We start from the raw sequence: 18,185 nt of genomic DNA, 5'->3' as shown, positions 1-18,185 counted from the left end.
TGAATAAAATGGTCCTTATCTATGATGAAGGTTTTATTGATTCATTTTGTGTTTTCTCTATAACTTGATTGATTTTACGGAATACCTTGAAAAAGGTCTCCAATTCATTTTGGCTGACTTTACTACGGATGGATTCATTAAATTCCTGAATGGCCTGTATGGAAATTTCCTTTTTCTTTTTTCCCTCCTCAGTCAAAAAAATACGTACAGATCTTTTATCAGAAGGATCTTGCTTTCTACAGATCAAGCCCTTTTCCTCCATTGATTTCAACATCCGAGTAAGACTCCTGGATTCAAGTCCCAATAAAGGGGCAATTTTAGTTGCTGGCGTTCCTTCATGGGAATTGATGTTGATCAGAACAAACCCTATGGAAGTGGTAAATTCCTGCTCCGCCGCTTTTTGATTGTACATCCTGGAAATGGCATGCCATGATGTTTTGATATAAAAATCGACGGTTTCCTCAGGTTTCATGGATATTGGCCGTTTGAAATGTTCTCTATGTAATATAGATATTTTTTTGTATGCATGCATACTAAGTATTAAAAAATGGCCAGCATTTTTTGGAGATTAAAAATGGGATAAGGGATTTGAGGTCATAATGGATGAATAGATCAATTGGGATATGGAAATTATCAAAAAAATTAAACCGATATGAATTGTTTTTCATTTTGATCAATCCCTAAAAATGAAAATTGGAGAATTATACCTTCAAAAATCCTTAATCCAAATTTTCATTATCGCTCTTTCATCTTTTCAAATTTTCCAATGGCAAAATTTAATTTCACATAAAAAGTGCTGGGATCAAATTCCGGGGCGTTTGAAATTTCAAAGTCCTTTCTTAAATCCGAATTGAAATTCCTCCTCAACTTGGTATCACTGGAAATAATATTCCACATATACCCCACTTGGATGCCCATCCGTGAATAAACCCCTATTTGGGTGGTGGGTTTTAAAAAGGCTCCCAAAAGTTTATCTGCATTGAGACTGAAATTGATCCCGTAATTTCGCTGATATAAGAAACTTGTGTTCATATTTCCCATCAAATTCTGATCAAAATCAGCATTCACATTTTTGGCAATCAAATCCAAAGATGTGGTTCCATAAAAAACCCCCAATTTGGGATAAACCCTAAAATCCTTATTTTGACAATTGCCCACGTAATACTGAATTCCTCCTGTTACATGGATGGGCAAATACCGATAATTAACCTCATCATTACTGAACTGTTTCCGGTTAAGGTTAAATTCCGACTCAACAAAATATCCTAAGGGGCCTTGGTTGACATAAGATATTCCAGCCCCCAAAATACCCGTATTTTCGTTAAAAGTTTGATACCCGGATCCGGACAAATTTTGGTTTAATTGGCTATAAGGTTGGTTTCTATATCCTGCTGAGATATAAAAATCCGTAAAATGGATATTATCCTGAGCCCAAAGTTCTGCACAGGAAATAATCATCAAAATTCCAACTAACAGTATTCTTTTAGCCATGGCTGCAATCTTCAGGTTCAAAATTTCTCAATTTACTAACATTAAGTAGCAATTTAAGGGCCAATTCAAAAATGCCCTCAGTCTTTAGTTTTATTTACAAAATACTGGTAAGTACAAGATTTTTCAAGAAAAAATTTTCAATTCGTATCTTCTTTTTTAAATCATGTCCTAACTGTTGAATTGAAGGGCTATTAAAAAAGCTAAATTTAGGATGTTGGAATTATTCAGTTGATCTCCATTTATTTCCTTGTTTAAAGCCATTTGCTTTGCTTTTAAAACCATTATTTACTCATGGGCATAAGTTACCCTTATTTTTACTTCAAGGCTTTTAAATGGGTTTTAAAACACCTTTCTAAATCAACCTGATATTTAAATGATCCATAGAAAGAAATTTCTTTAACAATCCAAATGAAAAAGCTTTGGAAAACCCAAGAAACGTTTGTTCACTTCTTTACAATCATCCACACCTTATATATTATATTTAATTATTTATTTAAAAAAACTATAGTGGTTATTAAGGTGTGGATTTGTGGGTAAACTGGCCTAATTTATTTTCCCACATTTTTATAACTGTTTATCCATGTCCTATTCACCTTTCTTCCACAAGTTATGCACTTGTAAGTTATTAAGCTTAAGGGTTTTTGATATTTAATGGCGTAAATGTGGGTAATTGGCTACAGGCTTATTTGTTAATTAATCGGTGTGTGTACAATTGTGGATAAGCGTTAATAAAATAGTGGTTATCCCAAGGCCAAATAAAATGATCCCGAAAAGCAGTGGCCTTTCGGGATAACTTCATTTTTATCCATAAGTTATGGACAGTTATTCACATTCTATTCCATACTTATCTACATAAATTATTGCTCCTGAAAAGAAATTTACAGCGGTATGGAATCCTTTTCCGTTGGGGCATTAACCAGGCCGGATGGGCGGTTAGGTTGGATTATAATGCCTTCATTGGTCCATCCCCCGCGCAAAACAACATTTCTGGAATTGGTTTCTGGATTGGTAAAATGATACACGGGTTCTGGCTGTTTTCCCAGGTAAAGGTTTCCCGGATCCCAACGGTGGTTTAGGTTTTTATCTATAATAGCACGGATTTGATATTCTCCTGCTTGGATATTCCTAAATCTAAATTTAGAATTCTCGGTTAGATAACTTTCTTTGATAATCTCTCCCTGCTTGTCCAGTAATTGCACTATGATGGGTAATTCATTGGTTTGGATTTCTCCTGCCACAGCATCTGCCAATTCCTCATTTTTGAACCTCTTATAATTGTTTTTGATTTCCTTTGAACTAAAACTCCCCTCGATGTCCTCAAAAGAAGAATCTGCCGCAAATAGGGTGAAATTTGTATAGTCTAAAGAATCCGGTAATCTCAAGCTGAATTTCAAATGTGTCCTTTTAGTACTGTCCGGAAAATAGAAATGTTTTTGATTCAGCGGAATAGAAGAGGCGGTATCATATCGTACCATTAAGGAATCATAGTGTATTTTATGGATTGGTTTATTGGCTATTATATCCGCTTCAATGGTTTTTAAAAAACCCTTATTTGATTTTAGTTTTAATTCCAAGTCCTCTGGCTTTCTCTCACTTGAATCAAAAACTGCATAAAAAGTTGTATCAATATTATTACCTACGGAATCCCTTACTTTCAGGTGAACTAATGTGCTGTCATTTCTCAGTGAATTATGATAGAACCTGATGTTTTTTTCATCAATTCTGTAAAAAAGGGAATCATTGATAGCTGGGTGTTCCACGTGGAGCTCTGCAGGTGTTTTACTTAAAACTACATCAAAATTACTCCCTATGGAATTAGCCCTATTTATTTTCAATTCGGATAGATCTCCTCTGAAGAGATTGATATGGACATCTGATATATTTTGGTTAATGGGAATTGAGTCTTTGATGAATCCATATTGTTCCGATTTGTAATCAGCCTTTAATGTATTATTACTATCATGCCAGGCATAAGCCAGATAAGTTCCTGCTTTTATATTTGTTATTTCAAATTTGCCAGTAGAATCAGCTTGGCTGAGATAATATGGAGGATCCGTGAATACATCCATGGTATCATCCTCAATTCTGTACAAGCCTACCAATACATCTTTGATTTCTTTATTTTTAGGTGGAAAAACATATTTTACTTTTCCTGAAAATTTCAAACTGTCAATTTCATTGCCCGTCGAAAAAACAAGTTTTAAATTTTGGGCTGGGTTGTTTTCAGTGATATCCTGAATACTTTTCTGGAAGTTGAATACATAGGTTGTACTGTCCTCCAGTTCCTGGTTGAGTTTAATGTTTAGCCTGTTTTTGATGGCCAGGACCTCCATCTTGTCCCTGTCAATTCTTGGGGTGATGATGATATTTCTGTTAGGATTTTCAGCTTTAATGAATTCATTAAACTGCATCTCAATTTTATCCGGTTTGGAATTTAAACTTTGAGATGCGGGATTGGAATTTAGTAATTGAGGTGGTTCTTCATCCTGAGGCCCTCCTGTAGGTGAACTCTGTCTTGCGCAGGAAATCCAGGCAGCACCTAATAATAAGGCTAGTATTATTTGAGGAAATTTTATTTTCATTTCTTTTTAAGGATAAACAAAATACTTGAGAAATTATTGTTGTTCATTTTTGCATACTGGTTTGATTTATATCCAGTAATAAATGATTTTATAAAATTTTTCCTATTTTTTTTTATCTCTTCGGATAAAATAGAAACGTAATAACTATCAAATAACATGGGTTCTTTGGCCACAATTCGTAAGTCATATTCATTGGCTAATTGGGTCATTGTTTCCTGTGTAAAATGGTACAAATGCCGGGGCACATCCAAGGATGCCCATTTTTCCTTATATAACTGGGAATCCAGTGAATCAAAATTGGGAACTGCTAAAAATAATGTTCCTCTTTTTTTCAATCTGGAAAGCAATAAATCCATTGTTCCTCTCAAATCATGGACATGTTCCAAAACATGAAATAGTGTAATGGCATCAAACTTTTTTTCTTCGCCAATATTCTTTGGATTTTTTAATAGATGTAATTGATGCTGGGTTTCGGCAATTTGGGCTGCCTGTGGGTTGGGTTCATAACCAACAGTAAACCATCCCTTTTTTTGGGCTTCTGCCAAAAAGTGACCAGTCCCACATCCAAAATCCAAAAGCCTTTCCCTATTTGTACAATACTTATTAATCCAATTTACTTTTTGTTGAAGCGTAAATTTCCTGACCAATTTGTAAATGATATTTACCAGATTGGTGGATTTGTTAGTATGGGAAATGTAATTATTGGATTCGTAATATTGGTCAATATGGGATTGATCCGGGCGGGGATTGGTAAATAAAAAATGGCAATTGCTGCATTTGCAAATGGTAAAAGATTCACCCGATACCGAGTGATCTTTTACCACCAAATGATTAAGAAAAAGTCCACTTTGGCAAAGTGGACATTTGGTTAATCTTTCGTACATCTTATCTTCCTAAATAAACTGTTAGAATCGATAAATCTGCCGGGGAAACCCCACTTATTCGGGAAGCTTGTCCTAATGTTTCCGGTCTTATTTTATTAAGTTTTTGTTTTCCCTCCGCAGAAAGAGCTGGGATGGATAAATAATCAAAATTTTGGGGGATTTTGAAGTTTTCCATATTGTTCAGCTTTTCTACCATTTGCCTTTCTTTTTCGATATAACTGTTGTATTTGGTTTGGATTTCTGCCTGTTCCAGTACATCCCTGTTATATTTCGATAGGTAGGCTTTTATATCTTCATCCAATTCCATAATATCCAAAAGGCCTAATTGGGGTCTTTTTAGTAATTTCTCAACGGTGATTTTTTCCCTTATTGTAGCAGTTTCCCGCTCTTCCAAACCTTCATTAATGGAACCAGGACTAAGTTTTTTCTGCTTTAGGTCATTCATCAGTTTGGAGGTATCATTCTTTTTGTCCAGCATTTTTTCCAATCTGGAATCTGAAGCCAAACCAATTGAGTGCCCCATTTGGGTCAACCTTAGATCAGCATTATCCTGTCTAAGCAATAGACGGAATTCTGCCCTTGAGGTAAACATTCTATAAGGCTCTTCTGTGCCCTTATTGATAAGATCATCTATCAATACACCAATGTAAGCATCCGACCTTTTCAGGATAAATGGTTCCTCTTCTTTTACTTTTTGAGCCGCATTGATACCGGCTACCAATCCCTGTGATGCTGCTTCTTCATATCCGGTGGTACCATTGATTTGTCCGGCAAAGAAAAGGTTTTCAATTAAATTGGTTTCCAGTGTCAACTTTAATTGAGTTGGTGGAAAGAAATCATATTCGATTGCATAACCGGGCCGGAACATTTTACAATTTTCAAAACCTGCTATTTTTCTGATGGCTTTGTATTGGACATCTTCTGGCAACGAAGTAGAAAATCCATTGACGTATATTTCAACTGTATTCCAACCTTCTGGTTCTACAAAAATTTGATGCCGATCCCGTTCAGCAAATCGATTAATTTTATCCTCTATGGATGGACAATACCTTGGTCCCAAGCCCTGGATTCTTCCATTAAACATTGGAGATCTGTCGAAACCTGTTTCCAGGGTTTCATGGACATCTTTATTGGTATAGGTGATCCAGCAAGATCTTTGTTCTTTTAATGGAGTTGTTTCATCTGAAAAGGAGAATTTTTCCGGATTTTCATCCCCGTATTGAATTTCCATTTTTGAATAATCCAGACTTCTTCCATCTACCCTCGGAGGAGTTCCTGTTTTCATCCGTCCCGCTTCGAATCCCAAATCTACTAACTGTTCGGTAATCCCTTTGGCTGCAGCTTCACCGGTTCTTCCACCTCCAAATTGTTTTTCTCCGATATGGATGATTCCATTTAGGAAAGTTCCATTGGTAAGAACAACTGATTTGGCCTTTATTTCCAGGCCAATTCCTGTTTTCACCCCAAGGACCCTGTTGTCTTTAACAATCAATTCTTTGACCATTTCCTGCCAGAAATCCACATTTGGAGTGGCTTCCAATGCCAATCTCCATTCCTCTGCAAATCGCATCCTATCATTTTGTGATCTTGGAGACCACATAGCAGGACCTTTTGAGCGGTTGAGCATCCTAAACTGGATCATGGATTTATCGGAAATGATTCCCGTTTTTCCACCCAAAGCATCTATTTCTTTGACGATTTGCCCTTTTGCTACACCTCCTATGGCTGGATTACAGGACATTTGCGCAATGGTATTCATGTTCATTGTACATAACAATACCTTGCTCCCCATTTTTGCTGCTGCATGTGCTGCTTCACATCCAGCATGCCCTGCCCCAACCACAATTACATCATATTCTGGAAACATATGTTTTTTTATTTCTACTGTTCCACGTGGAACATCTGGTTTTAGAAATTGATTCCTTATAATTTAAGAAACTGTTCCACGTGGAACAGTTTAGTTATTTTCTTTGTCAACGGTAATTTCAGTCAGATAAGAGATGGATTGGTTTTCTTTTTCTCTCATCATTTCCGCTTCTTCCTTGTTTTTGTCTTTGTATCCACAGAGGTGCAGAAGCCCATGGCTTATGACCCTGTTTAGTTCGGTGTCAAATTTCTGATCCTGATTATTGGCATTTTCCTTAACCCGGTCAATGCTTATAAAGATATCCCCTTCTATGATGTTTTCTGATTCGGAATTGTCAAAGGTGATAATATCTGTATAGGTGTCATGATCCAGGTAATCCAAATTGATTTTGTGTAAATATTCGTCTGTACAGAAAATATAGTTTAAGTCGGTGATCTGAAATCCTTCGTTTTTTGCTATCTCCCTTAACCATCTTTTTGTGAGGTTTTTTTTGGGAAGGTTGAAATCAATGTCTTCACTAAAGAAATGGATAGCCATAATTAATTCATGTAAAAAGTGAGCACTGTCCTTTTTCCATCCTCTTCAAAATCCACCTCATCACACAAATGCTTCATGATGAAAACGCCTCTTCCTCCAGGATTTTGTAAGTTTTCAGGAGAAGTGGGATCTGTAAGGTTTTCAAAGTCAAATCCATTTCCTTCATCCTCAATAATGAATTTCAATTGGTCATCTAAAAATTCCAGTTCCAGCTTGACGGTTTTGTTGACATCATTACGATTACCATGAATGATGGCATTACTTACACACTCTGTTACTGAAATCATAATGTTTCCATAGATATCATCATTGATCTGGAATTTTTCCCTGGCATTATCAATGAAGCTTTCTATGATATTTATATTCTCTATAAGTGAAGGAATAGAAATTTTGAAAGATTTCATTCAGCTTTTGTCGTTTTTTTTATTTTAACTTAAACTATTTGTCTAATCAATTTCCAATAATATTGGACAATGATCAGAGTGTTTCACCTCAGGTAATACCTCTGCCCTTTTTATTCTTTCCCTTAATGGGGAAGCGGTCATATGGTAATCAATACGCCATCCTTTGTTATTGGCCCTAGCGTTGGCCCGGTAACTCCACCAAGTGTATTGATGCGGTTCCTTATTCATAAGCCGGAAACTATCATCAAATCCTGAGGAAGTGAATTTGTCCATCCAAGCTCTTTCTTCAGGTAAAAAACCAGAAGAGTTTTTGTTGGCCACCGGGTTATGGATATCTATTGGTTTATGACAGATATTGTAATCCCCACTTAAAATCAAATTAGGGATTTTTTTATTTAGTTCTTGGGTATAATCATAGACATCATCCAAAAAGTCGTATTTGAAATCCTGCCTTGGACCACCGGTTGTTCCTGAAGGAAAGTAAGCATTGATGAAAGAAACATCTTCAAAATCAGCCCGGATCATTCTCCCTTCTTCATCATATTTTTTCATGCCCATACCATATTCAATATGTTTGGGGCTAATCTTGCTAAGGATGGCTACCCCACTGTAACCTTTTTTCGAAGCAGGGTACCAAAAAACTTCATAGCCCATTTCTTCAAATATTTTGTTGTCAATTTGATCTCTGGTAGCTTTTACCTCCTGTAATCCAATGACATCCGGGTCAGCTTCTTTTAACCATTCCGCAAAACCTTTTTTGAGGGCTGCCCTGATTCCATTGACATTATAGGATACGAATTTCATATTTAATGGATTTGTTGTTACCGGTTTAACAGGCAATATACTGTACCTGTTATTTTTATTTATTTAATTTCTATGTCAAATTCTTTTTCAAAATACTCTAAGACCTGGATTTTAAGAAGTTTCTCCTGCTCTAGCGTATCAAAATGGGGCAATTCTTTTATTAATTTCCAATGAGGCCAGCCATCTTGATCAATAAAATCCAATTCATAAAAACCTGCCAAACTCAGCACCTTGCAGATGGCAATGTGCATCAGGTCCTGTTTTTGTTCTTTAGAGAAATTTCTGGCTCCCTGCCCCAGTTCCTGCACCCCTATTATAAAAAGGACTCCATTAAGATCTGCTGGTTTTTTTCCAATCAAATCTTTAATCCCTTCCAATAATTTTCCCCACCTTTTTTCCAGTTCCAGGTCCTTTTTAAACATCAAGTCGCTTTTTAGTCATTATGGGATAAATAGAAAATTCGAATCTGGAATTGGGAACGCCGTTCTTTGGGAAGCCGTTGAATTCCAAGTTCCATTTTATTAACTTATCCCTGGCATTTATTTTAACTAGCAAATATAACAGGTATTTCACTGGCAATTAGAAGAAACAAGTCTTTTTCCTTATGCGTTTCCCCATATTAACGGATTTTTTGGCCTTGGTTTTCCCCAGGACCTGTAGTTTATGTCAAAGAAGTCTTTTTGATTTTGAAAATCAGCTTTGTAGGATTTGTGCTGCCCGGCTTCCGGTGACCAAATATTATTTACGGCCCTATCAAAATGATTTGTCCCAAAAATTAAAAGGTTTAAGTGATATCCAAAGGGTTATCTCCTTTTTGCGGTTTACCAAACAAGGTACCAGCCAAAAATTATTGCACCAACTGAAATACAAGGGAAAAGCTGAGTTGGGCAATGAACTGGGTAGGTTATTTGCTTATCAATTGGCGGACTGTGAATTTAATTGGGATATGATCGTTCCGGTCCCCCTTCATCCTATCAAATTAAAAAGAAGGGGGTACAATCAGAGTCTTAGGTTTGCAGATGGCCTGGGGGAAATACTTGATTTGCCCGTGCAGGAATGTTTAAAAAGGGTGAAATTTACATCTACCCAAACCAAAAAATCCAGGATGGATAGGATCATCAATGTTGAAGGAGTCTTTGCCCCAATAAATGAACAGGAAATTCAAGGAAAATATATCCTTTTGGTTGATGATGTAATGACCACAGGTGCTACCCTGTCAGCCTGTGCAAATGTACTTTTGGCTGAAGGAGCAGAGAAAGTGGATTTGGCAGTTATTGCAGCTGGAAAGTAAAAGTAATAATATTCTGTATTATTTATTAATGGGGAATAAACATAATGTTTTTAATTAATAAAACCAATTAAAAACTATGTTAATGAGGCGTTGATAGTAAAAAAAATACATTAAATTTATAATAGGAGTGGGGATAAAAAGAAATATTCTAAGGATTATTATCAGAATGATGAGATAAATTATATTTGATTCCATTTATACAGATTAATCTATATTTTCCGCCATGCAAGATTACCTGTGGTATGCAAGTTACGGATCCAATTTGAAGGAAAAACGCTTTCACTGCTATATTGAAGGGGGAAGGCCCCATGGGGCCAGGAGGATTTATTTGGGCTGTGTTGATAAAAGCCTGCCCCTTGATAATAAGCCTATAAAAATTGATTACCCGCTTTATTTTGCCAAGAAAGCTTCCATTTGGAATAACGGAGGAGTTGGGTTTATTGGAAATAGAAAAGATGTCAAGGTCCCGACTTTTGGAAGGATGTATTTAATCACACGCTCCCAATTTATTGATGTAATCAGGCAGGAGAATTCTGATGCCGCCCAAATCGATGTTGATTTTGATATGGCCATAAAAAAAGGTGGCCTGGTCATCAGAGATAATGCCTGGTATGGTAAATTGCTTTATTTGGGAAAGGATTCTGATGCCCCAATATTTACATTTACGCATCAAAAGACAATACCTACCAAGGTGAGGCCTGACGAAAATTATCTTAAAACCCTTATCCAAGGCCTGCAGGAAAGCCATTCTTTAGGTGATCAAGAGATTGTTGATTATTTAATTGAAAAAGAAGGGGTTAAAGGAAATTATTCCCGTGATGGAATAAAACAATTAATTCAGCACTGAAATTGCTGTTTTTTTGGTATCAGCTCTTTATCTGTAATTATATCATTGGATACTTTTTAGAATTCAAGGAAGCCAAATTCTTGTGACAAAATACCGGGGAACTTTGTGAATGAGAAATCAACTCTTCAACCTTTTCCCTTGGTTAACCTTACTTGTAATATGCAGCTGGGAATTGTTGAAACTATTCAAAAAATCAAATAGGACTTTAGTTCTCATAAATTAATAATGGATGCGAAAAGGATGCAACGGGATGACTTTGTGCTCAATTATTTGCCCTTATTTATTGTTAAATTTATTATATGAGGAAAGCTGAGCCCATACTTACTCCTGAGTTGATCCGGATTATGAAAATCTTCGGATTGGCCTCTCTTTGCATAGTATTGATATTTTCATTTTTTAATGAAAGAAGGGCCAATAACTCTGGTGATTCCTCAATAACCCGCATTACTGCCTCAAGCCGTTTGTTTTTTGAAAATGTTCGTCAAATTAAATATGAAAAGGAAACCAGGCGTGATGCAAAAATGGATATTTTCCGGTTAAAAAAGCGGATTAAATCAAAAAAATTGTATTTGATAAACCTTTCCATTATTATTAGCCGTTTAAGAGATGAAGCCTATATTTTCGTAGAACCCTCTGAAATCCTTTCTCAACAAAATAAAATTCAATTGAGGTGGCATGATCAGCATCAACGGGAAAATGGACAAATTTCTTTTGAACCGGGTGACCGGTTTGCTCATTTTGACTTTGTGAAAAAACTGTTTTTATTGTTGGAAGAGGATAAGGATTTTGAAGTGAAGATAAACGGAGCCTGGAAGAAAATTCTGGCCGATGAAAAGGAAAGAAAAGCCTTTATCACAACGGCTACGGATTATTTCAGGCTGGTAGAAAAAAACCAAAATAGCTGATTGATATGGATACCAGAAAAATAAATAACCTTTGGAAATTTCTGGGAATTAAAAACAATTTATCTCCTGATATTTTTGTCAATCAACAGGTGAATTATCGATTTGTCAAAGATAACATGGTATTGATTCATCAATTTAATCCCCATTTTTGGCAAGAATCAGCTTTAATAATTAGCCAAAAATACTTTCAGGAAAGAAATATTGTTCAACAATATCACCATAAGGGAAAAATTTTTGGAGTCAAGTCATTTCCAACTTCTACCCATGTTAGTATTTTTTTTCCAAAGGAATTGTTGCGGTTAAAAAATGATTTTGAAATTGACATCAACAAGGATCATGCGGGCCATTACCAAACCAAAATAAGCCCTTTTGTACCTAAAAATGTATATTACATTTTGGATAAAGTAAATTTCATTACCAAAATCCTGTGGAATAGGGATTTTTTCTCGGAAAGCCTCCGGAACTGATTATTTCGAAAGGAAGCGGAATAATTGTAGCAACAGGGTAAAAATAATGCTCAAAATGATCATGGTAGTGATGGGAAAATAAAACTTGAAATTTTCTTTTTCCACCCTGATATCCCCAGGCAATCTTCCCAGCCAATGGAGCTTATCATGGAAAAAATAAACTAATACTCCAAGGAGCACCATTCCAATACCTACCAAAATGATCCATTTTCCTGTTTCACTGTTCATGCTGTAAAATTAATATTTCTTCTATATGTTTCCCAGAAGCTATTTGGTGAGTCACTTGAATAGCTTTTTGAGGTCCATTCCATGGATTATATGTTCAAAAGTTAAAAAAAATGTAGTTTTGTGGCATGAAAAATCTTGCTGTATTATTCGACATGGACGGAGTGATCTGTCATACCAATCCATTTCACTCGCAAGCCTTCCAAAAATTCTTTGCCAAAAGAAACCTTCATCCCTCAGAGGAGGAATTTGCTCAACATATGTATGGTAAAAGCAACAGTTATATTTTTAACCACTTTCTCAAAAGAGAGGTTAAAGGCGATGAATTCAGAAAATTGGAAGATGAAAAAGAAGGATTGTTCAGGGAAATTTATGAGCCTCAGATAAATCCCATTCCAGGTTTTTTGGATTTTTTAAATGGATTGAAATTAAATGGAATAAAAACTGCAGTAGCTACATCCGCACCTAGAGCCAATATGGATTTAATCATCAAGCGATTGGGTTTGGATACCAAGATGGAAAGTTTTCTTGCCAGTGAAGATGTAAACACTCATAAACCTGAACCGGAAGTTTATCTTAAATCTGCAGATAATTTATCAGCCCATCCAGATAATTGTGTGGTGTTCGAGGATTCTTTTTCCGGGGTTTCTGCAGCAATAAATGCCGGAATGAAAGTAGTAGGTGTACTTTCCTCACATACCAAGGAGGAGCTTCCCCCCTGCCAGTTATATATTGAAAATTATTATGACATCAACCTTAAAATGGTGGCTAATCTGGTGGAATAAACAAGATTTTTTCATCTTTTCCACATATTTAACATGTTAAATGTGGATAACTTTTAAAACAGTTATCCACATTTATTTTTAGCTACCCATAGCAGTCAATATCAGTTTTCTGGGACCTCCATGATCACGAAATTCTCCCAGGTATATTCCCTGCCAAGTGCCCAGGTTAAGTTTTCCACGAGTAATGGGAATATCAACGCTGCAACCAAAAAAACTGCTTTTTAAGTGCGCAGGCATATCATCCGGTCCCTCATAGGTGTGGATAAACCGTGGATAATTCTCTGGAACCATGTCATTAATGAAAGTTTCAAAGTCCTTTCTGACGGTAGGATCCGCATTTTCATTGATGGTCAAGCCTGCCGAGGTATGTTGGATAAAAACCTGTAACCTGCCTTGCTGTATCTGGCGGATTTCTGGTAAATTATCCACAATTTCATCTGTAATAAGGTGAAAACCTCTTGAATAAGCTTTTAATCTGATTTCTTTCTGGAAAAATTCCATATCAATACTTATTGAAATATTATTATTGATTCTATTCAAACAATTGTTGGTACATTTCTTCCAGTTTAGTGACCGGAATAACTTTGATATCCAATTGGGAAAAAGATACGCCTTTAACGGCATATTTGGAGACCATTATTTTTTTGAAACCTAGTTTTTCTGCCTCGGCGATCCGGTTTTCAATCCGGTTTACTGCCCGGATTTCCCCGCCCAGTCCAACCTCTCCTGCAAAGCAAATTTCCGGAGATAAGGCAGTGTCTTCATAGGAGGATATCAAGGCGGCACATACGGCCAAATCCAAACCAGGATCATCCACCCGCATTCCACCTGCCACATTTAAGAACACATCCTGTTGACCTAGTCGCATCCCTCCCCTTTTTTCCAATACGGCCAGGAGCATGTTCAGTCTTTTGGCATCATGTCCGGTGCTGCTGCGTTGTGGAGTGCCGTATGTAGCAGGACTTATCAAAGATTGGATTTCAATCAACATGGGGCGATTGCCCTCAAGCATGGCCCCTATGGCCACTCCATTCAAGGTTTCTTCTCTTTGGCTTAATAGGATTTCAGACGGATTGGCCACTCCCCTTAGCCCTTCACTGCGCATTTCATATATGCCCAATTCATGGGTCGCGCCAAAACGGTTTTTGGAAGTCCGCAATATCCTGTAGGACAAATGCCGGTCACCTTCAAACTGCAATACAGTATCCACCATGTGTTCCATGATTTTAGGCCCTGCGATTGCTCCATCTTTAGTGATATGCCCAATCAAAAAAACAGGAGTTCCCGTTTCTTTGGCAAATTTCATCAGCTCTGCTGTGCATTCCCGCACCTGTGAAACACTTCCCGCAGCGGATTCCACATGCTTGCTGTGCAGGGTTTGAATGGAGTCAATCACCAGAAGCTGGGGTTTCAAAGCCTCTATTTGCTGAAAAATATTTTGGGTATTGGTGGCAGAAAGGACATAGCAGTTTTCAGATTGGTACTGCATCCGGTCTGCCCGCATTTTGATCTGGCTTTCGCTTTCCTCACCGGAAACATAAAGGACTTTGGTATTCTTTAAAACCAAAGCAATTTGAAGCATCAAGGTGGATTTTCCGATACCGGGCTCACCACCAATTAGGGTTAAGGATCCCGGGACTATTCCCCCGCCCAGTACCCGGTCTAATTCCGGGTCAAAAGTGACCAGTCTCGGATGTTCCTCATAGTTGATTTCCTGGAGTTTTCTTGGCGAATTTTTCTTTTTGGATAATGAGGATCCCTGTTTCCAGCTTCCCAGGCCATTTTCTTCCTTGTGGATAACTTCTTCAACATAGGTATTCCAGTCGCCACAAGAATTGCATTTACCCACCCATTTTGGGCTTTGTTGTCCACAGTTTTGACAGAAAAAAGCAGTTTTTACCTTTGCCATGTTTGTGTTTTTCTGATTTGGCCGATCAAATCAATTTTTTATAGTGGTAATTTATAATATTTCAATTCGAAAGTTAATGGGCTTCCAGCCAATCCTTACCAGTCCCAACTTCCACTTCCATGGGCACTTCTATGGGCAAAGCTTCTGCCATGATTTTGGGGATTTCTTTTTTCAGTTTGTCCACTTCATCTTTATGGGCATCAAATACCAATTCATCATGGACCTGGAGGATCATCTTTGATTTTAGATTTTCATTTTTCATCCATTGATGGACATTGATCATGGCGACTTTAATCATATCAGCGGCACTGCCCTGGATGGGTGCATTGATGGCATTTCTTTCCGAGAAACCTCTCATTGTGGCATTTCTGCTGTTGATATCTCTTAAATAGCGTCTCCTACCCAAGATGGTTTCTACATATTCCACCTTTTGGGCTTTTTTGATGCAGGCATCCATATATTCTTTTACTGCTGGAAATTCTTTGAAATACGCATCAATGATTTCTTTTGCTTCTGTTCTTGAAATGTTTAGCCGCTGGGACAGTCCAAAGGGGGAAATGCCGTAGATAATCCCAAAATTGGCTGTTTTTGCTTTTCTACGCATTTCTGCAGTTACTTCCTCCAAGGGCACCTGGAAGATTTTTGCTGCAGTGGTAGCGTGGATATCCCTGCCGCTTTTGAAAGCATCCGTCATGGATTGATCTTTGGCAAAAGCTGCCATGATCCGCAATTCGATTTGGGAATAATCTGCAGCCAGGATGACATGGTCTTTATCCCTTGGAACAAAAGCTTTCCGGATCTCCCTGCCCCTTTCGGTACGGATCGGAATGTTTTGGAGGTTAGGGTTGGTAGAGGATAGTCTGCCTGTAGCTGCTACGGTTTGATTGTAAGATGTGTGGATTCTTCCAGTTTTAGGGTTGATCAAGGCAGGCAAGGCATCTACATAAGTAGATTTCAATTTGACCAGTTCCCGGTAATCCAATATGGCCTGAGCAATTTCATGCTTGTTTGCCAATTTGGAAAGCACCTCTTCCCCAGTTGCATATTGACCAGTTTTGGTTTTCTTTGCTTTAGGATCCAATTCCAATTTTTTGAAAAGCACCTCGCCTAACTGTTTTGGAGATGAAAGGTTAAATTCCACCCCTGCTATCTCATAGACCTTTTTTTCTATTTCCTTACTTTCTTTTTCAAGGGCCTTGGACAGCTCTGCCAGGCTATCCTTATCAATTTTCACCCCTTCAAATTCCATGACAGCCAAAACGGGGATCAATGGGGTTTCCACCTCATAAAATAATTTCTCCAGCCCGCTTTTTTTGAGATCTGGATTCAACTTATTTTTCAACTGTAAAGTAATATCAGCATCCTCTGAGGCATATTCCACCACTTTATCCACCTCTACATCCCGCATATTTCCCTGGGATTTTCCTTTTTTGCCTATCAAAGATTCAATGGAGACCGGTTTATAATTCAAGTAATGTTCCGCAAGCCAGTCCATATTGTGTTTGCCCTCCGGTTCTATAAGATAATGGGCCAGCATGGTGTCATATAATTTTCCTTTGACATCGATACCATAATTTTTAAGTACCAGAACATCGTATTTTACGTTTTGGCCGATTTTAATAATCTTTTCATTTTCAAAGACCTTCCTTAATGGTTCCAACAGTTTTTTGGTCTCTTCCTGGTCTTTAGGTGTGGGGATGTAAAAAGCTTCTCCAGGAACATAGGAAAATGAAAGTCCCACCAGCTCGGCTTTATTGGGATCAAGGTCGGTAGTTTCGGTGTCAAAACAGAATTCATCCTGTCTTCCCAGGAATTCCACCAATTCTTCAATAACCTCCAGATTATCCATTTTGTGGTAATCATGGGCCAGGGAATAAATTGAATCTAATTCTGAGGGGGCCGAAATGGGTGAAGTTTCTGGACTATCATCCTCCTCTTCCTCTTCAGCACCCGTAAATAGTCCCAATTGCTCGTCCACTTTGACTTTGGGCTTTTTAAGGCTTTCACCAAAAACCCGCTTAGTCAGGGTGCGGAATTCCAACTCGCCAAAGAGCGTCTTTAACTTTTCCTCATCAGGTCCATCATATACCAAATCTTTGGGATCAAAATCAATGGGAACATCCTGCTTTATCGTGGCCAGTTCCTTGGACAGCAATCCCTGCTGCCCAAAGTTTTCCACATTTTCCTTTTGTTTTCCTTTCAGTTTGTCAGTATTTTTTAGCAGCTCCTCTATGGTGCCATATTCTCCCAATAGTTTTTTGGCCGTTTTTTCACCAATACCGGGAATACCGGGAATATTGTCCACCGAATCCCCCATCAAACCCAGAATATCCCTGACCTGATCAGGGTTTTCAATTCCCCATTTTTCACAAACCTCCTTTGGGCCCATAATATCCACACTGTTACCCATAAAGGCAGGCTTGTATAAAAATATATGTTTATCCACCAATTGGCCATAATCCTTATCAGGGGTCATCATATAGATTTCAAAATCCCGGTGTTCGGCTTTTTTGGCCAAGGTTCCTATGATGTCATCAGCCTCATAACCGTCCAATTCCAAAACTGGGATTTTAAAAGCCGACACAATCTGCTTGATCCAGGGAATGCCCACTTCAATATCCTCCGGCTGTTCCTGACGGTTGGCCTTATAAGCTTCAAATTGTTCATGCCGGAAGGTGGGGGCAGCCGTATCAAAGGCCACGGCAATATGACTTGGTTTTTGTTTTTCCAGGACCTCCAATAATGTATTGGTAAAACCTAACATGATTCCGGTATTTAATCCTTTAGAGTTGATCCGTGGATTTTTGCTGAAGGCAAAATGGGCCCGGTATATCAAGGCCATGGCATCTAATAGAAAAAGTTTTTTCTTATCGGAACTGGGCATGAATTAATTGGCTTAAAATGTACGTTTTAGCTTAATGGAATTTATTACTCCCCTATTTGGATTATCAAGATCCCGGCGGGGGGAGGCTAAATTACGAATAATAACGGAAAGCAAAGGACCTCCGGATATTCTTTGGGCACCAACAATAATATGCATTGAGGAAGTTGGGAATAATTCCAATTTCCATTTGGGGTTTTGATATTAAAATTTTTGGAAGGAAAACCTGATTTGAATAAAAAAATTAACTTAGTTTCAATTTCTAAATTGAAATCGAACCTTAAGGGCCAGGATTGCTTTTAAGAA

Annotated in this window: 18 protein-coding genes; 5 read left to right on the top strand and 13 right to left on the bottom strand. The window is 37.7% G+C overall.

Features of this window, described 5'->3' with window-relative positions; translation table 11 throughout:
• Window positions 1-19: 19 nt before the first annotated feature.
• From QWY93_RS07145 to QWY93_RS07105, 9 genes are all read right to left on the bottom strand, one after another.
• Complete coding sequence (locus QWY93_RS07145; RefSeq protein WP_290247488.1) at window positions 20-472, bottom strand: MarR family winged helix-turn-helix transcriptional regulator; 453 nt, start codon at window positions 470-472, stop codon at window positions 20-22.
• 263 nt (window positions 473-735) lie between these two features.
• Complete coding sequence (locus QWY93_RS07140; protein WP_290247487.1) at window positions 736-1,512, bottom strand: hypothetical protein; 777 nt, start codon at window positions 1,510-1,512, stop codon at window positions 736-738.
• Between the two features lie 857 nt (window positions 1,513-2,369).
• Complete coding sequence (locus QWY93_RS07135; RefSeq protein ID WP_290247486.1) at window positions 2,370-4,073, bottom strand: Ig-like domain-containing domain; 1,704 nt, start codon at window positions 4,071-4,073, stop codon at window positions 2,370-2,372.
• Complete coding sequence (locus tag QWY93_RS07130; RefSeq protein WP_290247485.1) at window positions 4,070-4,957, bottom strand: class I SAM-dependent methyltransferase; 888 nt, start codon at window positions 4,955-4,957, stop codon at window positions 4,070-4,072. The genes QWY93_RS07135 and QWY93_RS07130 overlap by 4 nt, the downstream gene beginning before the upstream one ends.
• Window position 4,958: 1 nt before the next feature.
• Window positions 4,959-6,824, bottom strand: coding sequence for a tRNA uridine-5-carboxymethylaminomethyl(34) synthesis enzyme MnmG (gene mnmG, locus QWY93_RS07125; protein ID WP_290247483.1), 1,866 nt, complete (start codon window positions 6,822-6,824; stop codon window positions 4,959-4,961).
• A gap of 90 nt (window positions 6,825-6,914) precedes the next feature.
• Window positions 6,915-7,361 (bottom strand): rRNA maturation RNase YbeY, encoded by a 447-nt coding sequence (ybeY, locus tag QWY93_RS07120; RefSeq protein WP_290247482.1) that lies wholly within the window; start codon window positions 7,359-7,361, stop codon window positions 6,915-6,917.
• A 2-nt stretch (window positions 7,362-7,363) separates the two neighbouring features.
• Window positions 7,364-7,765: an ATP-binding protein gene (locus tag QWY93_RS07115; protein WP_290247481.1), complete on the bottom strand. Its 402-nt coding sequence runs from the start codon at window positions 7,763-7,765 to the stop codon at window positions 7,364-7,366.
• A 42-nt stretch (window positions 7,766-7,807) separates the two neighbouring features.
• A complete protein-coding gene (locus QWY93_RS07110; protein WP_290247480.1) occupies window positions 7,808-8,569 on the bottom strand; it encodes an exodeoxyribonuclease III in 762 nt (253 codons plus the stop codon).
• Between the two features lie 59 nt (window positions 8,570-8,628).
• Complete coding sequence (locus tag QWY93_RS07105; protein WP_290247479.1) at window positions 8,629-8,991, bottom strand: hypothetical protein; 363 nt, start codon at window positions 8,989-8,991, stop codon at window positions 8,629-8,631.
• A gap of 182 nt (window positions 8,992-9,173) precedes the next feature.
• On the opposite strand from QWY93_RS07105, the gene QWY93_RS07100 reads away from it, so the two are divergent.
• The 4 genes from QWY93_RS07100 to QWY93_RS07085 all read left to right on the top strand — a co-directional run bounded on the left by QWY93_RS07100 (window position 9,174) and on the right by QWY93_RS07085 (window position 12,079).
• Entirely contained in the window at window positions 9,174-9,860 is a 687-nt protein-coding gene (locus QWY93_RS07100) for a ComF family protein (RefSeq protein WP_290247478.1), read from the top strand.
• A 223-nt stretch (window positions 9,861-10,083) separates the two neighbouring features.
• Window positions 10,084-10,707 carry a hypothetical protein gene (locus tag QWY93_RS07095; RefSeq protein WP_290247477.1) on the top strand — a complete coding sequence of 208 codons (624 nt, stop codon included), beginning with the start codon at window positions 10,084-10,086 and terminating at the stop codon, window positions 10,705-10,707.
• Between the two features lie 299 nt (window positions 10,708-11,006).
• A complete protein-coding gene (locus tag QWY93_RS07090) occupies window positions 11,007-11,612 on the top strand; it encodes a hypothetical protein (RefSeq protein ID WP_290247476.1) in 606 nt (201 codons plus the stop codon).
• A 5-nt stretch (window positions 11,613-11,617) separates the two neighbouring features.
• Complete coding sequence (locus tag QWY93_RS07085) at window positions 11,618-12,079, top strand: hypothetical protein (RefSeq protein ID WP_290247475.1); 462 nt, start codon at window positions 11,618-11,620, stop codon at window positions 12,077-12,079.
• Here QWY93_RS07085 and QWY93_RS07080 read toward each other — a convergent pair whose 3' ends face one another.
• Entirely contained in the window at window positions 12,080-12,307 is a 228-nt protein-coding gene (locus QWY93_RS07080) for a DUF2905 domain-containing protein (protein WP_290247474.1), read from the bottom strand.
• A 125-nt stretch (window positions 12,308-12,432) separates the two neighbouring features.
• On the opposite strand from QWY93_RS07080, the gene QWY93_RS07075 reads away from it, so the two are divergent.
• Window positions 12,433-13,089, top strand: coding sequence for an HAD family hydrolase (locus QWY93_RS07075; protein ID WP_290247473.1), 657 nt, complete (start codon window positions 12,433-12,435; stop codon window positions 13,087-13,089).
• A gap of 78 nt (window positions 13,090-13,167) precedes the next feature.
• Here the strand turns inward: QWY93_RS07075 and QWY93_RS07070 are convergent, their stop codons facing one another.
• From QWY93_RS07070 to polA, 3 genes are all read right to left on the bottom strand, one after another.
• Window positions 13,168-13,590: a secondary thiamine-phosphate synthase enzyme YjbQ gene (locus QWY93_RS07070; protein ID WP_290247472.1), complete on the bottom strand. Its 423-nt coding sequence runs from the start codon at window positions 13,588-13,590 to the stop codon at window positions 13,168-13,170.
• Window positions 13,591-13,621: 31 nt separating this feature from the next.
• A complete protein-coding gene (radA, locus tag QWY93_RS07065; protein WP_290247471.1) occupies window positions 13,622-14,998 on the bottom strand; it encodes a DNA repair protein RadA in 1,377 nt (458 codons plus the stop codon).
• A gap of 73 nt (window positions 14,999-15,071) precedes the next feature.
• Window positions 15,072-17,882 carry a DNA polymerase I gene (gene polA / locus QWY93_RS07060; protein ID WP_290247470.1) on the bottom strand — a complete coding sequence of 937 codons (2,811 nt, stop codon included), beginning with the start codon at window positions 17,880-17,882 and terminating at the stop codon, window positions 15,072-15,074.
• Window positions 17,883-18,185: the final 303 nt, after the last annotated feature.

This window comes from Echinicola jeungdonensis, from assembly GCF_030409905.1.
Taxonomy (GTDB): domain Bacteria; phylum Bacteroidota; class Bacteroidia; order Cytophagales; family Cyclobacteriaceae; genus Echinicola; species Echinicola jeungdonensis.
Note: the sequence above shows the minus strand (reverse complement) of the source record. Positions and strands in the feature narration are given on the sequence as shown.

Excerpts from the sequence above, each read along its gene's own strand:
- QWY93_RS07145 (WP_290247488.1), bottom strand. The coding sequence starts at position 472 with ATGAAACCTGAGGAAACCGTCGATTTTTATATCAAAACATCATGGCAT.
- QWY93_RS07135 (WP_290247486.1), bottom strand. The coding sequence starts at position 4,073 with ATGAAAATAAAATTTCCTCAAATAATACTAGCCTTATTATTAGGTGCT.
- QWY93_RS07130 (WP_290247485.1), bottom strand. The coding sequence starts at position 4,957 with ATGTACGAAAGATTAACCAAATGTCCACTTTGCCAAAGTGGACTTTTT.
- mnmG (WP_290247483.1), bottom strand. The coding sequence starts at position 6,824 with ATGTTTCCAGAATATGATGTAATTGTGGTTGGGGCAGGGCATGCTGGA.
- ybeY (WP_290247482.1), bottom strand. The coding sequence starts at position 7,361 with ATGGCTATCCATTTCTTTAGTGAAGACATTGATTTCAACCTTCCCAAA.
- QWY93_RS07115 (WP_290247481.1), bottom strand. The coding sequence starts at position 7,765 with ATGAAATCTTTCAAAATTTCTATTCCTTCACTTATAGAGAATATAAAT.
- QWY93_RS07110 (WP_290247480.1), bottom strand. The coding sequence starts at position 8,569 with ATGAAATTCGTATCCTATAATGTCAATGGAATCAGGGCAGCCCTCAAA.
- QWY93_RS07105 (WP_290247479.1), bottom strand. The coding sequence starts at position 8,991 with ATGTTTAAAAAGGACCTGGAACTGGAAAAAAGGTGGGGAAAATTATTG.
- QWY93_RS07100 (WP_290247478.1), top strand. The coding sequence starts at position 9,174 with ATGCGTTTCCCCATATTAACGGATTTTTTGGCCTTGGTTTTCCCCAGG.
- QWY93_RS07095 (WP_290247477.1), top strand. The coding sequence starts at position 10,084 with ATGCAAGATTACCTGTGGTATGCAAGTTACGGATCCAATTTGAAGGAA.
- QWY93_RS07090 (WP_290247476.1), top strand. The coding sequence starts at position 11,007 with ATGAGGAAAGCTGAGCCCATACTTACTCCTGAGTTGATCCGGATTATG.
- QWY93_RS07085 (WP_290247475.1), top strand. The coding sequence starts at position 11,618 with ATGGATACCAGAAAAATAAATAACCTTTGGAAATTTCTGGGAATTAAA.
- QWY93_RS07080 (WP_290247474.1), bottom strand. The coding sequence starts at position 12,307 with ATGAACAGTGAAACAGGAAAATGGATCATTTTGGTAGGTATTGGAATG.
- QWY93_RS07075 (WP_290247473.1), top strand. The coding sequence starts at position 12,433 with ATGAAAAATCTTGCTGTATTATTCGACATGGACGGAGTGATCTGTCAT.
- QWY93_RS07070 (WP_290247472.1), bottom strand. The coding sequence starts at position 13,590 with ATGGAATTTTTCCAGAAAGAAATCAGATTAAAAGCTTATTCAAGAGGT.
- radA (WP_290247471.1), bottom strand. The coding sequence starts at position 14,998 with ATGGCAAAGGTAAAAACTGCTTTTTTCTGTCAAAACTGTGGACAACAA.
- polA (WP_290247470.1), bottom strand. The coding sequence starts at position 17,882 with ATGCCCAGTTCCGATAAGAAAAAACTTTTTCTATTAGATGCCATGGCC.